The organism is Homoserinibacter gongjuensis (assembly GCF_030161875.1).
Classification (GTDB): domain Bacteria; phylum Actinomycetota; class Actinomycetes; order Actinomycetales; family Microbacteriaceae; genus Homoserinibacter; species Homoserinibacter gongjuensis.
This window is the reverse complement of sequence record NZ_BSVA01000001.1, coordinates 676,792-693,985: the sequence shown is the minus strand read 5'-3', so window position 1 is coordinate 693,985 and position 17,194 is coordinate 676,792. Positions and strand designations below refer to the sequence as shown.

Below are 17,194 nucleotides of genomic sequence, written 5' to 3'. Positions count from 1 at the left end.
ACCGGGCGTCGTGCTCGCCACGGGAGGCATGCTCGCCGTCGGCGGCTTCTTCGGCTCCACGCTCACCTCCGCGACCGCCGTCATGGAGGCGCTCGACGCGGGCGAGGCGACGGGCCTGCTCTACGGGGTCATGGGCGCGACCTCGGCGCTCGCCGCGATCACGGTCGGTCGACTGCCGCAGCGCTTCCCGGTGGCGGCACGCTGGCTCGTGTTCGCGGGCGCCATGGCCGCCGTCGCGCTCGTGATGCCGCACGTGCCGAGCCTGGCAGGTGTGGCGGTGTGCTTCGCGCTCGTCGGCGTCGCTGTGGGCGCGAGCGTCGTCACGATCTTCACGATCGGTGCGGATGCCGCCCCCGCCGGTCGTCTCGCGACGACCATGACGCTGCTCTCGAGCGGCATCATCATCGGCCAGGGCATCGCCGTCGCGCTCGTCGGAGGGCTCGCGGATGCCGCGGGCGCCATGGCAGCGCTCACCGCGGTCGCGGTTCCCTCGGCTCTCGGCCTCGTGCTCGCCGCGGTGCACCTCGTGCTCGTGCGGGGCAGGCGCGAGCCGGCGCCCGGTACGGCGGTCGCTAGCGCGCCGGAGGAGTGACGTATACCTTCCGCAGGGTCTCGTGCACGGTCCAGGTGGTGCGCATGCCCGCGGCGAGGCGCACGACGGATCCCGCGCGCACCTCGATCGGCTCGGGCCCCGCCTCGAACGCGATCGTCGCGCGGCCGCCGAGCACCACGAAGATCTCGTGCTCTTCGACATCGCGAACGACGCCCGGCGTGATCTCCCAGACCCCGACCTCCGCGCCGTCGACGGTCGCGCCGAGAGCCGTCCAGCCGATGCTCGGGGTGCCCGACATGCGCTCCTCGCCGCCGACCGGTTCGTGCTCGAGCTCTACCGCATCCGCGTGGTGCAGCTCGCCGGCCCTCACGAGTCGAACCCCAAGCCGAGGGCGTCGAGCGTGCGCAGCAGTAGGTTGCGTCGGCCCTCACGGTGGTCGGCGCGATCGAGCGACCAGCGGGTCGCCTGGATGCCGAGGATGCGGCCGGCTCGGGCGGGAACGGCAGCGGCCGCCGCCGCACCATCTCGAGCTCGGTGCGCTCGGTGGGCTCACCCGCGAGCAGGTCGAGCATGGTGTCGGCGGCGAATCGCGTGGCGCCCACGCCGAGCCCGGTGAACCCCGCCGCGTAGGCGATCCGCCCGCGGCGCGCGGTGCCGAAGAACGCGCAGAACTGCGTGCTCGTGTCGATCGCGCCCGCCCATTTGTGCGTGAACTGCAGCCCCTCGAGCTGCGGGTAGAGCGTGAAGAAGTGCGAGGCGAGCCGCTCGAAGCTCTGCGGCCGGTTCTCGTACTGCGCCCGCACCCGCCCGCCGTAGTGGTAGACGGCGTCATAGCCGCCGAACAGGATGCGGTCGTCGGCGGTCAGCCGGGAGTAGTGGAACTGGTTGGCGAGGTCGCCGATGCCCTGGCGCCGTTCCCAGCCGATCGAGGCGCGCTGACGCGCATCCAGGGGCTCGGTCATGAGCACGTAGTCGTAGACCGGCACCGTCATGAGCCGGTTGCGCACGAGCAGCGAGGGGAACACGCTCGTGCCGAGGGCGACCCGATCCGCGCGCACGCGTCCGGCATCCGTGAACAGCTCGAGGGTGCCGGTGCTGTCGGCGTCGATGCGGCGCACGGCGGAGTCCTCGAAGATCTCGACCCCCGCATCCGCCGCCGCCCGCGCGAGCTCGCGCGCGAGCCGCGCCGGGTGCACGAGGGCCACCTCGCGACGACGCCAGGTGCCGCCGAGGTAGCTCGGCGAGTGCACCTCGGCCTGCACGCCTTCGCGGTCGAAGAGCACGACGTCGGCATCCGGATGCTCGGCAGCGGATGCTCCGGTGAGCCAGTCGAGCTGGTGCGGCTCGGTCGCCACGTCGAGTTCGCCCGTGCGCTCCCACTGCACGTCGAGCCCGAGTTCGGCGACCGTGCGCTCCATCGCGTCGAGGTTCTCGAGGCCGAGGCGAGCGAGTTGCGGGTACTCCGAGGGCCACCGTGAGCGGCCGTTCTCCTCGCCGTGGGTGATGCTCGCCTCGACGAAGCCGCCGTTGCGGCCCGACTGCGCCCATCCGATGCGCTTGGCCTCCACGAGCACGACGCGCCGGTCGGGGTCGCGCTGCTTCGCGCGGAGCGCCGTCCAGAGGCCGGTGAATCCGCCGCCGACGATCGCCAGCTCGGTCGTGATCGTGCCGCTCAGGGGCGGGTGCGCGTCCCGCGCGCCGAGCTCGTCGAGCCAGAACACCGCCTGGCGGGTCGACGCGAGGGAATGGGCGATGACGGACGCGGTCGGCGGGTAGCGCTCGAAAACCGTCGGCTGGTGGGCGCTCATCTGGCCATTCAAGCCGTGACCGTGGCGAAAAGCCACTGATTCCGTCGCGATACCCTGGCTGCATGCGAGTGCGCCTGGCCGACCACGCGGATGTCGAGGCGCTTGCGGCGCTCGCGGCGCTCACCTTCCCCCTCGCCTGCCCCCGCACACGACCGACGAGGCCAAGGCGGCCTTCATCGCCGCGCACCTGTCCGAGGCGAGCTTCACGCGCTACCTCGACGACCCGGCCCGGGTGATCTTCGTCGCCGAGGTGGAGGGTGACGCCGGGGCGGGGGCGCGCTCGCGGGCTACACGATGCTCGTCGCCGGCGAACCGACGGATGCCGACGTCGCCGCCGCGGTGACCCTGCGGCCCACGGTCGAGCTCTCCAAGTGCTACGTGCATCCGGGTGCGCACGGTGCCGGGGTCGCGTCCGCCCTCATGGCCGAGAGCCTCGCCGAGGCTACGGCGTCGGGCGCGCGGGGCATGTGGCTCGGTGTCAACCAGCTCAACGCCCGCGCCCAGCGCTTCTACGGCAAGCACGGCTTCACGCGCGTCGGGGTCAAGCGCTTCCTGGTGGGGGAGCGGTACGAAGACGATTACGTGTACGAGCGTCCGTTGCGCTGATAGTTTCGCGCCATGCGCCCTCTCTTCGTCGCCGTCCGCATCGCGGGCGCCGCACTCATCCTCCTCGCCGTCATCGTGCAGTTCATCACGAGCCAGAACTACTGGCGCGACACCGGGGTGAGCGACATCGCGTCGAAGATCGTGAACTTCTACTCGTTCTTCACGATCCAGTCGAACCTCGTGGGCGCCGTCGTGCTCGCGATCGGGGCGGTCGTGCTGATCCGCGGCGGGCGCGCGGGGGTCGACCCGCAGTGGTTCGCGGTGCTGCGTGCGTGCGCCACGACCTACCTCGTCACGACGGGTGTCGTCTACAACCTGCTGCTGCGTGGCATCGAACTGCCACAGGGCACGACCGTCGCGTGGACTAACGAGGTGCTGCACGTCGTCGCCCCGCTCCTGCTGCTGCTGGACTGGCTGTTCGCGCCCGGGCGCCGACGCCTCGGCTTCCGCGTGGTCGGCATCATCGTGATCTACCCCATCGTGTGGGCGGCCTACACGATGATCCGCGGGCCGTTCGTGCGCGATGAGCTCACGGGCGCGACCTCGTGGTACCCGTATCCGTTCCTCAACCCCGACACCTCGGCGAACGGCTACCTGTCGGTGGCGTTCTACATCCTGCTGATCGCGGTCGTCATCGCGGCCGCCGGGACGGGTGTCGTGGCGATCTCGCGCGCGCGTCGTCGCTAGGGCCGGACAAGCCTTACCGTCGCATCGCCGCGAGCACCTGCTCGGCGAGCGCCACGAGCCGGTGGATCTCGTTCTCATCGCGGTCGACCCAGCGCGTCTCGGGCACGCCGCTCACGGGCACGAAGTCGTCGTGCTGCTCCCACACCACGAGCGTGCGCTCGGCGCCGAGCACGTACTGCTGCCACCAGACCTGCCGCAGATAGTGGCGCGGGATGCTGCGCCACGCCGTGCGCGTCGTCTTGATCTCGCAGAGCTCGAGGGTGCCGTCGTTGTCGCGGATACCGTCGGGCGTCGCGAGGTGCGCCCGCTGCCCGTCGGCGTGGAACAGCGCGGTGTTGCCGCGCATGCCCGGATGATGCCGGGCGACCCAGCGTCCGATCTCGGGCTCGCGGGTACGACCGTGCTGCGTGTACGCGTTGCCGCTGAACCGCGAGCCGAGCAGCTTCTCGAGGGCAACCGCACGCACGGCCTTCTCGCCCGTGAGGCGTGCGACATCCGTGGCCGTGACGCCGCGCGCACGCTCGCGTAACCAGCTCACGCGGTCGGCGGCATCCGCGATCACCCGCTCTCGGTACGGCACCGGGGGTGCGTCGAAGAGCGCGAGGGTGGGTTGCACGGATCCATGCTCACACGGCGCGCGGACATCGCGGTGCTGGAGCGGCGGGTTCGCGCGGCCGTGTCGACATCAGCGCACCGCAGGCCCCCGTCAAGGCGCGGCATAGCGAACTCCCAGCCACCCGAGCACAATCGAATGGTGACCCAGACTGCGCCCGCCGCGTTGACCCGCCCCGACGGGTCGCCCGTGCGCGCGCTCGTGGTCGACGACGAGGCCGCGCTCGGCGAGCTCATCCAGCTGGCGCTGCGCTACGAGGGCTGGCAGGTCGAGACGGCGACCGACGGCGCGTCGGCTCTCAGCAAGGCACGCGCCCTCGCCCCCGACGTGATCGTGCTCGACATCATGATGCCGGGCCTCGACGGGCTCGAGGTGCTGCGCCGACTGCGCGCCACGGGCGACGACGTGCCGGTGCTGTTCCTCACCGCGAAGGATGCCGTGGCCGATCGCGTCGTCGGCCTCACGGCGGGCGGCGACGACTACGTCACCAAGCCCTTCAGCCTCGAGGAGGTCGTGGCACGGCTGCGCGGTCTTCTGCGCCGCAGCGGGCGTGCCGTGTCGGGCTACACCGACCCCGTGCTGCGGGTCGGCGATCTGACCCTCGATGAGGAGAGCTACGAGGTCACGCGCGGCGGTCGGCCCATCGAGCTCACCGCGAAGGAGTTCGAGCTGTTGCGCTACCTCATGCGCAACCCGCGCCGCGTCGTGAGCAAGCTGCAGATCCTCGACCGGGTCTGGAGCTACGACTTCGAGGGCCGCTCGAGCATCGTCGAGATCTACATCTCCTACCTGCGCAAGAAGATCGAGGGCGAGGGTCTGCCTCCGCTCATCCACACCGTGCGCGGCGTCGGCTATCTGATCAAGCCGCCGTCATGACCGACGCGCACGAGCCGGAGGCCACGACGGCGGATCACGGCACCCGCGCCCGCGCGCCGTGGTCGATCCGGCGTCGGGTCGCGCTCGGCGTCGTGGCGCTCGTGGCGCTGCTCGGCGTGCTCATCGGCGCCGTGAGCGTGCTGGCGTTGCGTCAGAACCTGCTGCAGCGGCTCGACGCCCAGGTCTACGACGTGTCGCACTACCTGCTGGCGGGGGAGCCGGGCGACGAGCTGCCGGGCGGGAGCGAGAGCCTCAGCGCGGGCCTCGTGGTGGCGGTGCTCACCCCCGGCACCGGAGCGCGCGGCTACGTGTACACCGACCCCGGCACCGCCCAAGAGCTCACCGCGACCCAGCTGCGCCAGCTCTTCGCCGCCTCCGCCGACGGGCCGTCCAACGTCCACCTGAGCGGCCTCGGCAGCTATCGCGTTCAGGTGCACACCGCATCCAATGGTGCGCTCGCGGTCGGCATCTCCACCGCGGATGTCGACACGACCACCTGGACGCTCGCCGGCATCTTCGGCCTCGTCACCTTCGGCGCTCTGCTGCTCGGCGCGATCGGCGCGATCGCCCTCACCCGGGTGGCGCTGCGCCCGCTCGAGCGGGTGACCGAGACGGCGACCCGGGTCACCGGGCTCGAGCTGGCATCCGGCGACGTCGCGATCCCCGAGCGCGTGCCCGAGGCGGAGTCGGATCCGCGCACCGAGGTGGGCCAGGTGGGTGCCGCGCTCAACCGGATGCTCGGGCACGTCGAGGAGGCGCTCGTGGCCCGCCAGCGCTCGGAGGAGAAGGTGCGGCGCTTCGTCGCGGATGCGAGCCACGAGTTGCGCACGCCGCTCGCCTCGATCCGCGGGTACGCCGAGCTCACGCGCCGCATCGACGCGGAACTGCCGCCCGACGCCATCCGCTCGCTCGACCGCATCGAATCGGAGTCGATCCGCATGACCGCGCTCGTGGAGGACCTCCTCGAGCTTGCCCGGCTCGACGAGGGGCAGGGGATCGCGCACGACGAGGTCGAGCTCGTGCGACTCGTGACGGATGCGGTGGGCGACGCCTACGCGGCGGCCCCCGACCACGAGTGGGAGGTGGTAGCGCCCGAGCCGCCGCTCACGGTCGAGGGCGATGCCGCACGGCTGCATCAGGTGGTGGTCAACCTGCTCGCCAATGCCCACCGGCACACGCCCGCCGGCACGGCCATCACGGTGACGCTCGCGGCGGACGGCGACGACGTCGTGCTGACGGTCGCCGACGACGGCCCGGGCATCCCCGAGGAGCTGCAGCCGCGACTGTTCGAGCGCTTCGCGCGTGGCGACGCGTCGCGGGCGCGTGACGCGGGCGTGTCCGCCACGGGCAGCACGGGGCTCGGGCTCGCGATCGTCGCGGCTGTTGTCGCGGCGCACGACGGCGAGATCGCCGTCGCGAGCGTGCCGGGCGACACCCGGGTGACGGTTCGCCTGCCGCAGCACCGCGCCGCGCACCGGGAGGGTGGCCCCGAACTGGCAGACTGAGCGCCATGCGATCCGCCCCCGGTCGTCTCCTGCCCTCCTCGCCACCCTGGTGCTCGCCGCGGCGCTCGCGGCCGCGCCGGTGCTCGTCGCGTCCTCCGCGGCCTCGGCCAGCGTCGGCTCCGTGCCGCCCGAGGTGCGCGCGTACGTGACCGGCGGCGGTCTCATGGAGCGGCTCGACGACATCTACGGCGAGAACGCGTCGGGGGAGGGCGTCGACTTCGACGAGACCACGACCCCCGGGCCGATCTCGCGCGTCTTCCTGTGGACCGACGAGCGCCTCGCGGGCGACGTCGAGGGCAAGCCCGCGCGCATGGCCAACGAGTGGGCCGTGCCGGTGTCGGTCGCCGAGCAGCCCGTCGGGGTCGCCGTCGTCTGGATCAACCTCGACACCGAGCAGCCCGAGCTCGCCGAGTTCACCTCGGGTGCCGAGGCAGCATCCGCGCTCGCCGAGGTTCCGGATGACGCCCAGCTCGTGCGCGATGCCGCCACCGGCGCATGGTTCGCGCTCGCGGAGGAGGTGGCCACCCCGCTCGTCGCGGGCAGTTCCGGGGTGACCGAGCCGACGCCCGTCGACGAGCTCGAGCTCGTGGCGCCGACCCCCGAGCCCGAGGTCGAGATCGCCGACCCGGGCTTCGGGCTCGCGATCGCCGTGGCGGCGGTGCTGTTCGCCGCGATCGTGACCCTGCTCGTGGTCCGGCGCGTGCGGACAGTGTGATAATCTGAACCCGCCGAAGACCGCTGGTCTCTGTGCGCCCGCATGCGGGAGCGCAGACGAAGTCCTTCTCGAAGGGGCCCGCGCAGGTGTGTGAAGAAGTCCCCGGGTCCATCCCGAGTTCAGCTCCGTGCGCTTGCGCCGGAGCTTTCGTGTTTAACACCGCCGGGAAGGCGAGTTGCGGGAATCGGCGCGACATCCACAATGACAAGGAGCGCCATGGCGAACAAGGAAACCACGGTCGCCGAGCTGACGGAGACCTTCCGCAACTCGAACGCGATCGTGCTCACCGAGTACCGCGGCCTCACGGTGGCGCAGCTCAAGGAGCTGCGCACGAACATCCGTGCGGACGCGAGCTACGCCGTGGTGAAGAACACGCTCACCAAGATCGCTGCGAAGGACGCCGGCGTGGAGGGTCTCGACGACCTCCTCGAGGGCCCGTCCGCGATCGCGTTCGTGCACGGCGACACCGTCGCCGTCGCGAAGGCTCTGCGTGACTTCGCCAAGGCCAATCCTCTGCTCGTGGTCAAGGGCGGGTACTTCGACGGTGCCGCCCTGACCGCCGCCGAGGTGGGCAAGCTCGCCGATCTCGAGTCCCGGGAGGTGCTGCTGGCCAAGCTGGCCGGTGCCTTCAAGGCCTCGCTGTTCGGAGCTGCCTACCTGTTCAACGCACCGCTCGCCCAGGCCGTCCGCACGGTCGACGCGCTGCGCCAGAAGCAGGAATCCGCGAGCTGACCCTCGCATAGAGACTGCCCGTCGCATCCGTGACGGGGTCATCGACCCGGGGCGCGCGCCCCACAGCTAAGGAGATAGAAATGGCCAAGCTCAGCACCGACGAGCTGCTCGAGGCGTTCAAGGAGCTTTCGCTCATCGAGCTGTCCGAGTTCGTGAAGAAGTTCGAGGAGACCTTCGAGGTCACCGCCGCCGCTCCGGTCGCCGTCGCGGCCGCGGGTGCCCCCGCCGCGGGTGGCGCTGGTGGCGCCGCCGAAGAGGCCGAGGAGAAGGACTCGTTCGACGTCGTCCTCGAGGCCGCCGGCGACAAGAAGATCCAGGTCATCAAGGAGGTCCGCGCCCTCACGAGCCTGGGCCTCGGCGAGGCCAAGGCGCTCGTCGACGGTGCGCCCAGCACCGTGCTCGAGGGCGCGAACAAGGAGACCGCCGACAAGGCGAAGGCGCAGCTCGAAGAGGCCGGCGCCACGGTCGTCCTCAAGTAACGACACGTCGCCGGAAGGGCGTCGCTCCCCACGGGGGCGGCGCCCTTCCGTGTTTCCGAACGGGTCGGCGCACGTTGCCGGATCGTGACCTGTCCGGGGGTCTCCCGGTTGCCGCGCGGAGGACTGCTCGCCTACGGTGGGAAGTGGAAACGGTTCCCAAAGTCGCGGACGTGACCGGAGCCGATTCGTCTTTGCACCATCCGCACCCCGGCCGCCACCCGCGGCCCGGGGCTCAATGAGGAGGAACTATGCGTTCACGGGTGAACCGCCGGCTCATCGCCGGCATCGCAGCCGCGGGGGTGGGGGTGCTCGCGCTCACCGCCTGTACGGGAGATATCGCGGATGATGGCGGCGAAGTCGATTGTGCGCCGTACGAGCAATACGGCACATTCGACGGGGCGAACGTCACCATCGCCGGCACGATCCTCGACCTCGAGGCAGACAATCTTGTGAAGTCGTGGAGCGACTTCGAGAAGTGCACGGGCATCAAGATCAACTACCAGGGCACGAGCGAGTTCGAGGCCCAGATCGCGGTGCTCGCCGAGGGCGGCAACGCTCCCGACATCGGCATCGTGCCGCAGCCCGGTCTGCTCGCGCGCCTCGCGGCGGGCGGCTGGCTCATCCCGGCCTCGAAGGCCGTGGAGGACAACGTCGACGAGTGGTGGTCCGAGGACTGGAAGAAGTACGGCACCATCGACGGCACCTTCTATGCCGCACCGCTCATGGCATCCATCAAGGGCTACGTCTGGTACTCGCCGAGCGAGTTCGAGGACAAGGGCTACGAGATCCCCACGACGCTCGACGAGCTCACGTCGCTTTCCGAGAAGATCGCCGCCGAAGGTGACCACAAGCCGTGGTGCGTCGGTTTGGAATCGGGCGAGGCGACCGGCTGGCCGGGCACCGACTGGATCGAGGACTTCGTGCTGCGTCAGGCCGGCGCAGACGTCTACGACCAGTGGGTGACCCACGAGATCCCGTTCAACGACCCCGCCATCGTGAAGGCGTTCGACTCGGTCGGGGAGTACCTCAAGAACCCCGACATGGTCAACGGCGGCATCGGCGACGTGTCGACGCAGATCAGCGAGGCCTTCCAGACGGCGGGCCTCCCGATCCTCGACGGCGAGTGCTCGCTGCACCACCAGGCCTCGTTCTATGAGACCTTCTGGAACCCCAACGGTGACGAGGGCAACGTGGTCGCGCCCGACGGCGACGTGTTCGCGTTCCTGCTGCCGCCGGTGAACGTCGACGATCCGCAGGCGGTGACCGGTGGCGGTGAGTTCCCGGTCGCGTTCCGTGACGCCGAGGAGGTCGAGGCGGTGCGTGCGTACCTCTCGAGCGACACCTGGGCGAACAACCGGGTATCGCTCGGCGGTGTGATCTCGGCCAACAAGGGCCTCGACTCCGACAACGCCTCGAGCGAGCTGCTCAAGCAGTCGATCGAGATTCTGCAGGACCCCGACACGACGTTCCGCTTCGACGGCTCCGACCTCATGCCGGGTGCCGTGGGCGCGGATTCGTTCTGGAAGGGCATCGTCGCCTGGGTCGGCGGCCAGTCGACGCAGCAGACCGTCGACGCGATCGAGGCGAGCTGGCCCACCAGCTGACACTCTGATCGCCCGAGCGGAGCGGGGGTGGGACTGGTCTCCAGCCTCACCCCCGCTCTAGTCTCGGTGCAGGGTCGACCCCTGCTCCACCTCTTCGACGACGAAGGAAAGGCGAGGATCACGATGACCACCGCGGATCTGATCGGAAAGATCCTGCAACTCCTGATCGGCCTGGCGATCTTCGCCGCGATCGTGGGGTTGCTGGTCTTCTTCATCGACAAAGCGCCCAAGAAGGGGCGCGACTACTGGCAGCTCGTGGGCTTCCTCGGCCCGGCGCTCATCCTGGTGGCCATCGGCCTGGTCTACCCCGCGTTCCGCACGCTCGCGCTCTCGTTCCTCGACAAGGGCGGCAACTTCACGTTCGACAACTTCATCTGGATGTTCACGCAACCGGCGGCGATCCGGACGCTCATCAACACGATCATCTGGGTGGCCCTCGTGCCGACGCTCTCGACTGTGCTCGGGCTGGCCTATGCCGTCTTCATCGACAAGTCGCGTGGCGAGCGCGTGTACAAGGCGCTCGTGTTCATGCCCATGGCGATCTCGTTCGTCGGCGCGGGCATCATCTGGCGCTTCGTATACGAGTACAAGTCCGCGGGACGTGAGCAGATCGGCCTGTTCAACGCAATCGCCGTCGCGTTCGGCAACGAACCCGTGCAGTGGTTGCAGAGCGACCCCATCAACACCTTCCTCCTCATCATCGTCATGATCTGGATCCAGACCGGCTTCGCGATGGTCGTGCTCTCGGCTGCCATCAAGGGCATCCCGACCGAGCAGATCGAAGCGGCGCAGCTCGACGGGACGAACGGCTGGCAGCGCTTCCGCAACGTGACGGTGCCGGGCATCCAGGGCTCCCTCGTCGTGGTGCTCACCACGATCTCGATCGCGACCCTCAAGGTCTTCGACATCGTGCGCACCATGACCGCCGGAAACTTCAACACGAGTGTCGTCGCCAACGAGATGTACACCCAGGCGTTCCGCGCCTCCGAAGTCGGGCGTGGATCGGCGCTCGCGATCATCCTGTTCGTGCTCGTGCTGCCGATCGTCATCTACAACATCAACGTGCTTCGCAAGCAGAGGGAGATCCGATGACTTCGATGGACGCCGGAGTCGCCGGCGGAGGTATCGCACGCAGTTCCGTGGCTCCCGCGGATCTGCCCATGAAGGACGGTCGAGGCGAGATCGAGGTCGCCGAGGAAGCGGAGCTGGGCTCCAAGACGAAGCGCGTCAAGCGCCGCCTCACCTCGCGCGGGGCAACCGTCGCGGCGCTCATCATCGCGGTGGTGTGGACGATCCCCACCTTCGGCCTGTTCATCTCCTCGTTCCGACCCGCGGAGCTCATCCTCAACACCGGGTGGTGGACGATCTTCCAGAACCCCGGCTTCACCCTCGACAACTACCGGGATGTGCTGCTCTCGCCGTCGCAGTCCTCGCCTCAGCTCGGCGCCTATTTCGTCAACTCGCTGTTCATCGCGATCCCGTCGACGATCTTCCCCTCACCTTCGCGTCGATGGCGGCCTACGCCTTCGCCTGGATGCGGTTCAAGTGGGTGAACGCGCTGTTCATCTTCGTGTTCGCGTTGCAGATCGTGCCGCTGCAGATGGCGCTCGTGCCGCTGCTGCAGTTCTTCTCCACCTTCCTGAAGCCGGGCCAGCAGTGGCTTCACGACGTGATCCCGATGATCCCCGTGCAGAACTATCTGCCGATCTGGATCGCGCACACGATGTTCGCGCTGCCTCTCGCGATCTTCCTCCTGCACAACTTCATCTCCGAGATCCCGAACGAGGTGATCGAGGCGGCACGCGTCGACGGTGCGACCCACGGCCAGATCTTCTTCCGCATCGTGTTGCCGCTCGCGATCCCTGCGCTCGCCTCCGTTGCGATCTTCCAGTTCCTCTGGGTGTGGAACGACCTGCTGGTGGCGCTCATCTTCTCGGGCGGCACGCAGGATGCGGCGCCACTGACTCAGCGGTTGGCCGAGATGGTCGGCTCGCGCGGTCAGGAGTGGCAGCGCCTCACGGCGGGGGCGTTCGTGTCGCTCGTCGTGCCGCTCATCGTGTTCTTCTCGCTGCAGCGCTACTTCGTGCGCGGCCTGCTGGCCGGGTCGACCAAGGGCTGATCGGGGCGCAGCTGGAGCCATGACCTCGCGGCGGGGGAAACGACCCCCGCCGCGAGGTCGTTTCTCCCGCCATGGTGGGCAGCCGGTGCGGCACCCCGGGTGCGGCCTAGGCTCGATCCATGAGCATGGGCGGCGGGCGCGGCGGCGCGGCGGGTCGCGTCGGCAGCCGGGATGCCGAGGTGCAGCGGGCGGAGAACGCCTCGGCTCCGCGCATCCCGAACCTGCTCGGGCGCATCGGCGAGCTGTTCCGTCCGTTCGCGGGGCAGCTCGTCACGACGATCGTGCTCGTGTTGATCTCCGCGGGACTCGGTGTGCTGCCCCGTTGCTCACCCAACGCGCGTTCGACGAGGGGCTGTTCCCGCCATCCGGAAGCCCGGATGTGCCGGTGCTGATGTGGCTCGTCGGCGCGATGGTGGGCCTGTGGCTCGTGTCGGCGGCGCTGGGCGTCTGGCAGACCTACCTCACGGCGCGCGTCGGCAACTCAGTCATGGGCGCTCTGCGGGTGCGACTGTTCAGCCACCTGCAGGCGATGGAGCTCGGCTTCTTCACGCGCACCAAGACGGGCGTCATCCAGTCCCGGCTGCAGAACGACGTGGGCGGCGTGGCGGGCGTCTTGAACAACACGATCTCGAGCGTCGTCGGCAACACCGTGACCGTCATCGGCGCGCTCGTGGCCATGCTGCTGCTGAGCTGGCAGCTCACGGTCGTGGCCGTCGTGCTGCTGCCCGTGCTCGTGCTCGCGCAGCGCCGGGTCGGCCAGGTGCGGGCGCGCATCGCGACCCAGACCCAGGAGTCGCTGTCGGAGATGACGGCGATCACCCAGGAGACCCTCTCGGTGTCGGGCATCCTGCTCGCGAAGACCTTCAACCGGCAGCCGGCCGAGATCGCGCGTTACGCATCCGAGAACGATCGGCAGATCATGCTGCAGGTGCGGCAGCAGATGTCGGGCCAGTGGTTCTTCGCGGTCGTCGGGGTGTTCATGTCGGTCGTGCCCGCGGTGGTCTACCTCGTGGCGGCGTGGCTCATCCTGCGGGATGTGCCGGTGACGGCCGGCACGATCGTGGCGTTCACGACGGTGCAGGCGCGCCTCATGTTCCCGCTCATGGGGCTGCTGCGCGTGGCGCTCGACCTGCAGACCTCACGGGCGCTGTTCGCGCGCATCTTCGAGTACCTCGATCTGGTGCCGTCGATCACGGATGCTGCGGACGCGCGCGTGGTCGACGCCGCGCGGCTCGGCGAGGTGGAGTTCCGCGAGGTGACCTTCCGCTATCCGGACGCTGCACCGGATGCCGCGGGCACCTTGCAAGACGTCTCGTTCCGTATCGAGAAGGGGCAGTACGTCGCGTTCGTGGGGCCCTCGGGCGCGGGCAAGACCACGGTGTCGTACCTCATCCCGCGGCTCTACGAGGCGAGCGCGGGGGCCGTCCTGTTCGCGGGAGACGACGTGCGGACGCTGCGGCACGCATCCCTCATCGACCACATCGGCGTCGTGAGCCAGGAGACCTACCTCTTCCACGCGACGATCGCCGACAACCTGCGCTACGCCAAGCCCGACGCCACACAGGAGGAGCTCGAGGCCGCGTGCCGCTCGGCGAACATCCACGCGACCATCGCCTCATTCCCCGACGGCTACGAGACGCTCGTGGGGGAGCGCGGCTACCGGCTCTCCGGAGGCGAGAAGCAGCGCGTCGCGATCGCGCGCGTGCTGCTCAAGGACCCGGCCGTGCTCATCCTCGACGAGGCCACGAGCGCGCTCGACACCGTGTCGGAGCGCATCGTGCAGTCGGCGCTCGACGCGGCATCCCGCGGGCGCACGACCATCGCGATCGCCCACCGGCTCTCGACCGTGGTCGACGCGGATGTCATCCACGTCGTGCGCGCCGGGCGCATCGTCGAGTCGGGCACGCACCCGGAGCTGCTCGCCCTCGACGGGGAGTACGCGCGGCTCTTCGCGGAGCAGCTCACGGCATCCGGGGTCACGCCGACGTCATGATCGCCGGGCTGCTGTTGTGCAGGAGTTTCCGCGGCCTTGCGCGGCCCGAACCCTGATTTTCCGGGCATCTCGCCGCCGCGGACGCGCGCAGTTCCTGCACAACAGAGAAGTCCTGCACAACAGCGGTGACCCGGGTAACACGGCACGTGCGCGGGTAGGCTCGGGGATGAAGTACGCCGAGACGGTGCTCGACCTGGTGGGCAATACGCCGCTCGTGAAACTCAACCGGGTGACCGACGGCATCCAGGCCACGGTGCTCGTGAAGGTCGAGTACGTGAACCCGGGCGGCAGCTCGAAGGACCGCATCGCGCAGCGCATCATCGATGCGGCCGAGGCCGAGGGCAAGCTGGAGCCGGGCGGGACGATCGTCGAGCCCACCTCCGGCAACACGGGCATCGGGCTCGCGCTCGTCGCCCAGCAGCGCGGCTACAAGTGCGTGTTCGTGTGCCCCGACAAGGTCTCCGAAGACAAGATCAACACGCTCAAGGCCTACGGCGCCGAGGTGGTCGTGTGCCCCACGAGCGTCGCGCCCGAGAGTCCCGACTCGTACTACTCGGTGAGCGACCGGCTCGCGCGCGAGATCCCGGGCGCCTTCAAGCCCGACCAGTACTCCAACCAGAACGGCCCGCTCAGCCACTATGAGACCACGGGTCCCGAGATCTGGCGCGACACCGACGGCAGGGTCACCCACTACGTGGCGGGGGTCGGCACGGGCGGCACCATCTCGGGCGCCGGACGCTACCTCAAGGAGCAGAACCCCGACATCGTCGTGATCGGCGCCGACCCCGAGGGCTCCGTGTACTCGGGAGGCACCGGGCGGCCCTACCTCGTCGAGGGCGTCGGCGAGGACTTCTGGCCGACCGCCTACGACCCGAAGGTCGTCGATGAGATCATCGCGAGCTCGGATGCCGAATCCTTCGACATGACCCGTCGCCTCGCGCGCGAAGAGGGTCTGCTCGTCGGAGGGTCCTCGGGGCTCGCCGTCGCATCCGGGCTCAAGGCCGCGCGCGCGCTCGGCCCGGATGCCGTGATGGTGATCCTGCTGCCGGACGGCGGCCGCGGTTACCTCGGCAAGGTCTTCAACGACCGATGGATGCGTTCCTACGGGTTCCTGCCCGCGGAGGACGAGAAGACGGTCGCCGACCTCGTGGGCACCAAGGAGCCCGAGCTCGCCGGCCTCGTGCACGTGCACCCGAGCGACACCGTGCGCCACGTGATCGACAAGATGCGCCAGTACGACATCTCGCAGATGCCGGTGCTGTCGGCCGAGCCGCCCGTCGTGATGGGCGAGGTGGTCGGCTCGATCGACGAGCGCAGCCTCATCGACGCCGTCTTCCACGGCGAGGCCCAGCTGACGGATGCGCTCGCGCGCTACGTGCGCCCCGCGATGCCCCTCATCGGCATGAACGACTCGGTGACGGCCGCCCGTGAGGCGCTCGCCGATGTCGACGCCCTCCTCGTGACGGTCGACGGCAAGCCCGCGGCCGTCGTCACCCGGCACGACCTGCTCGCCTTCCTGTCGCAATAGCCCTCGCCGGCGCGCCAGAGCACGAGCCCCGCACCACCCCTGAGCAAGGAACGACGATGACCACCGACCAGACCGCATCCGGCTTCGACTTCGCCACCCGCGCGATCCACGACGGGCAGGAGTTCGACCCGACGACCGGTGCCGTCATCCCGCCGCTGTACCTCTCGACGACGTTCGTGCAGGACGGCATCGGCGGCTTCCGAGGCGGCTACGAGTATGCGCGCGGGCGGAACCCGACGCGCACCTCGCTCGAGACGCAGCTCGCCTCGCTCGAGGGGGACGCGCGCCTTCAGCTTCGCCTCGGGTCTCGCCGCCGAAGACGCGTTGCTGCGCGCGGTGCTCACCCCCGGCGACCACGTTCTCATGGGCAACGACGTCTACGGTGGCACCCACCGGCTCGTCAACCGCGTGCACGTGCCGTGGGGCGTCGAGCTCGACACCGTCGAGATGGGCGACCTGGATGCGGTGCGTGCCGGCCTGCGCGAGAACACCCGGATCGTGTGGGTGGAGACGCCGTCGAACCCGCTCATGAAGGTCACCGACATCGCCGCGGTCGCCGAGCTGGCCCGCGCGGTCGGGGCGATCGTCGTCGTCGACAACACCTTTGCGACGCCCTACCTGCAGCAGCCGCTCGCCCTCGGTGCCGACGTGGTCGTGCACTCGACCACGAAGTACCTGGGCGGGCACTCGGATGTGCTCGGCGGTGCGGTCATCGTGGGCGCCGGAGTCGAGGTGGGCGGCGAGCAGCTGGCCGACAAGGTCGCCTTCCTGCAGTTCGGCGCGGGGGCTGTCTCGGGACCGCTGGATGCGTGGCTCACGACCCGCGGCATCAAGACCCTCGCGGTGCGCATGGACCGTCACTCGGCGAATGCGCTCGCGCTCGCGGAAGCGCTCGTGGGCCACGCCAAGCTCGCGCACGTCTACTACCCCGGCCTGCCCTCGCATCCGGGTCACGAACTCGCCGCGCGCCAGATGCGTGCCTTCGGCGGCATGCTCTCACTGGAGCTGCACGACGAGGCCGCCGCTCGGCGCTTCGCGGAGTCGACGCAGCTGTTCCAGCTGGCGGAGTCGCTCGGCGGCGTCGAGTCGCTGGTCTGCTACCCGTCCGAGATGACCCACGCCTCGGTGCGGGGCACCGCGCTCGAGGTGTCGCCCGCGGTCGTGCGCCTCTCGGTGGGTATCGAGGGCGTCGACGACCTCGTGTCCGACGTGATCGAGACGCTCGCCCGCCTCTGACCGCTCCGGGCGCAGCTGGAGCCGCGACCCCGCGGAGGGAGAAACAACTCCCGCCGGGAGGTCGTAGCCCCCGCTGCGCCTGTCTGAATCCGCCCGCGTGATGGCGGAAAATCGCTGGACGGCGCGATCGCGCCAACGCA

General features: G+C 69.7%; 14 protein-coding genes and 4 pseudogenes. 15 read left to right on the top strand and 3 right to left on the bottom strand.

All coding sequences use genetic code 11. The annotated features are described in order from the left end of the window. Positions 1–28 precede the first annotated feature (28 nt). The gene (locus QQK29_RS03815; RefSeq protein WP_431308650.1) at positions 29–592 is read left to right on the top strand and encodes an MFS transporter; all 564 of its coding nucleotides are present in this window, start codon (positions 29–31) and stop codon (positions 590–592) included. Here the strand turns inward: QQK29_RS03815 and QQK29_RS03810 are convergent. Then, on the bottom strand, positions 573–923 hold the full coding sequence (locus QQK29_RS03810; protein ID WP_431308649.1) for a cupin domain-containing protein: 351 nt from the start codon (positions 921–923) through the stop codon (positions 573–575). The two genes, QQK29_RS03815 and QQK29_RS03810, sit on opposite strands and share 20 nt — an antisense overlap. Then, a pseudogene (locus QQK29_RS03805) lies at positions 920–2,361 on the bottom strand (NAD(P)/FAD-dependent oxidoreductase). The gene QQK29_RS03810 and the pseudogene QQK29_RS03805 overlap by 4 nt, the downstream one beginning before the upstream one ends. A gap of 62 nt (positions 2,362–2,423) precedes the next feature. On the opposite strand from QQK29_RS03805, the gene QQK29_RS17750 reads away from it, so the two are divergent. From QQK29_RS17750 to QQK29_RS03795, 3 genes are read left to right on the top strand one after another with little or no spacing between them, the layout of a single operon-like run. After that, positions 2,424–2,597: a hypothetical protein gene (locus QQK29_RS17750; RefSeq protein WP_348533797.1), complete on the top strand. Its 174-nt coding sequence runs from the start codon at positions 2,424–2,426 to the stop codon at positions 2,595–2,597. Positions 2,598–2,655: 58 nt separating this feature from the next. Then, complete coding sequence (locus tag QQK29_RS17745; protein WP_348533796.1) at positions 2,656–2,967, top strand: GNAT family N-acetyltransferase; 312 nt, start codon at positions 2,656–2,658, stop codon at positions 2,965–2,967. Positions 2,968–2,979: 12 nt separating this feature from the next. Then, entirely contained in the window at positions 2,980–3,654 is a 675-nt protein-coding gene (locus tag QQK29_RS03795; RefSeq protein WP_284297917.1) for a Pr6Pr family membrane protein, read from the top strand. A 13-nt stretch (positions 3,655–3,667) separates the two neighbouring features. On the opposite strand, the gene QQK29_RS03790 is transcribed toward QQK29_RS03795, so the two are convergent. Then, complete coding sequence (locus QQK29_RS03790) at positions 3,668–4,270, bottom strand: YqaJ viral recombinase family protein (protein ID WP_284297915.1); 603 nt, start codon at positions 4,268–4,270, stop codon at positions 3,668–3,670. Positions 4,271–4,405: 135 nt separating this feature from the next. On the opposite strand from QQK29_RS03790, the gene QQK29_RS03785 reads away from it, so the two are divergent. The 11 genes and pseudogenes from QQK29_RS03785 (at position 4,406) to QQK29_RS03735 (ending at position 17,054) form a co-directional block, all read left to right on the top strand. Beyond that, positions 4,406–5,143 carry a response regulator transcription factor gene (locus QQK29_RS03785; RefSeq protein WP_284297913.1) on the top strand — a complete coding sequence of 246 codons (738 nt, stop codon included), beginning with the start codon at positions 4,406–4,408 and terminating at the stop codon, positions 5,141–5,143. After that, on the top strand, positions 5,140–6,648 hold the full coding sequence (locus QQK29_RS03780) for a sensor histidine kinase (protein ID WP_284297911.1): 1,509 nt from the start codon (positions 5,140–5,142) through the stop codon (positions 6,646–6,648). The genes QQK29_RS03785 and QQK29_RS03780 overlap by 4 nt, the downstream gene beginning before the upstream one ends. A gap of 49 nt (positions 6,649–6,697) precedes the next feature. Further along, positions 6,698–7,363, top strand: coding sequence for a hypothetical protein (locus tag QQK29_RS03775; RefSeq protein WP_284297909.1), 666 nt, complete (start codon positions 6,698–6,700; stop codon positions 7,361–7,363). A 216-nt stretch (positions 7,364–7,579) separates the two neighbouring features. After that, a complete protein-coding gene (gene rplJ, locus QQK29_RS03770) occupies positions 7,580–8,095 on the top strand; it encodes a 50S ribosomal protein L10 (protein ID WP_284297907.1) in 516 nt (171 codons plus the stop codon). A gap of 80 nt (positions 8,096–8,175) precedes the next feature. Next, a complete protein-coding gene (gene rplL, locus QQK29_RS03765; RefSeq protein ID WP_284297905.1) occupies positions 8,176–8,574 on the top strand; it encodes a 50S ribosomal protein L7/L12 in 399 nt (132 codons plus the stop codon). A 248-nt stretch (positions 8,575–8,822) separates the two neighbouring features. After that, the gene (locus QQK29_RS03760) at positions 8,823–10,178 is read left to right on the top strand and encodes an ABC transporter substrate-binding protein (protein WP_284297903.1); all 1,356 of its coding nucleotides are present in this window, start codon (positions 8,823–8,825) and stop codon (positions 10,176–10,178) included. Between the two features lie 123 nt (positions 10,179–10,301). Beyond that, complete coding sequence (locus tag QQK29_RS03755) at positions 10,302–11,270, top strand: carbohydrate ABC transporter permease (protein WP_284297901.1); 969 nt, start codon at positions 10,302–10,304, stop codon at positions 11,268–11,270. A 68-nt stretch (positions 11,271–11,338) separates the two neighbouring features. Then, positions 11,339–12,297 (top strand): annotated as a pseudogene (locus QQK29_RS03750) (carbohydrate ABC transporter permease). Between the two features lie 125 nt (positions 12,298–12,422). Further along, a pseudogene (locus QQK29_RS03745) lies at positions 12,423–14,290 on the top strand (ABC transporter ATP-binding protein). Between the two features lie 166 nt (positions 14,291–14,456). Continuing rightward, positions 14,457–15,818, top strand: coding sequence for a cystathionine beta-synthase (locus tag QQK29_RS03740; RefSeq protein WP_284297899.1), 1,362 nt, complete (start codon positions 14,457–14,459; stop codon positions 15,816–15,818). A 56-nt stretch (positions 15,819–15,874) separates the two neighbouring features. Continuing rightward, positions 15,875–17,054 (top strand): annotated as a pseudogene (locus tag QQK29_RS03735) (cystathionine gamma-synthase). The last annotated feature ends 140 nt before the right edge of the window (positions 17,055–17,194 follow it).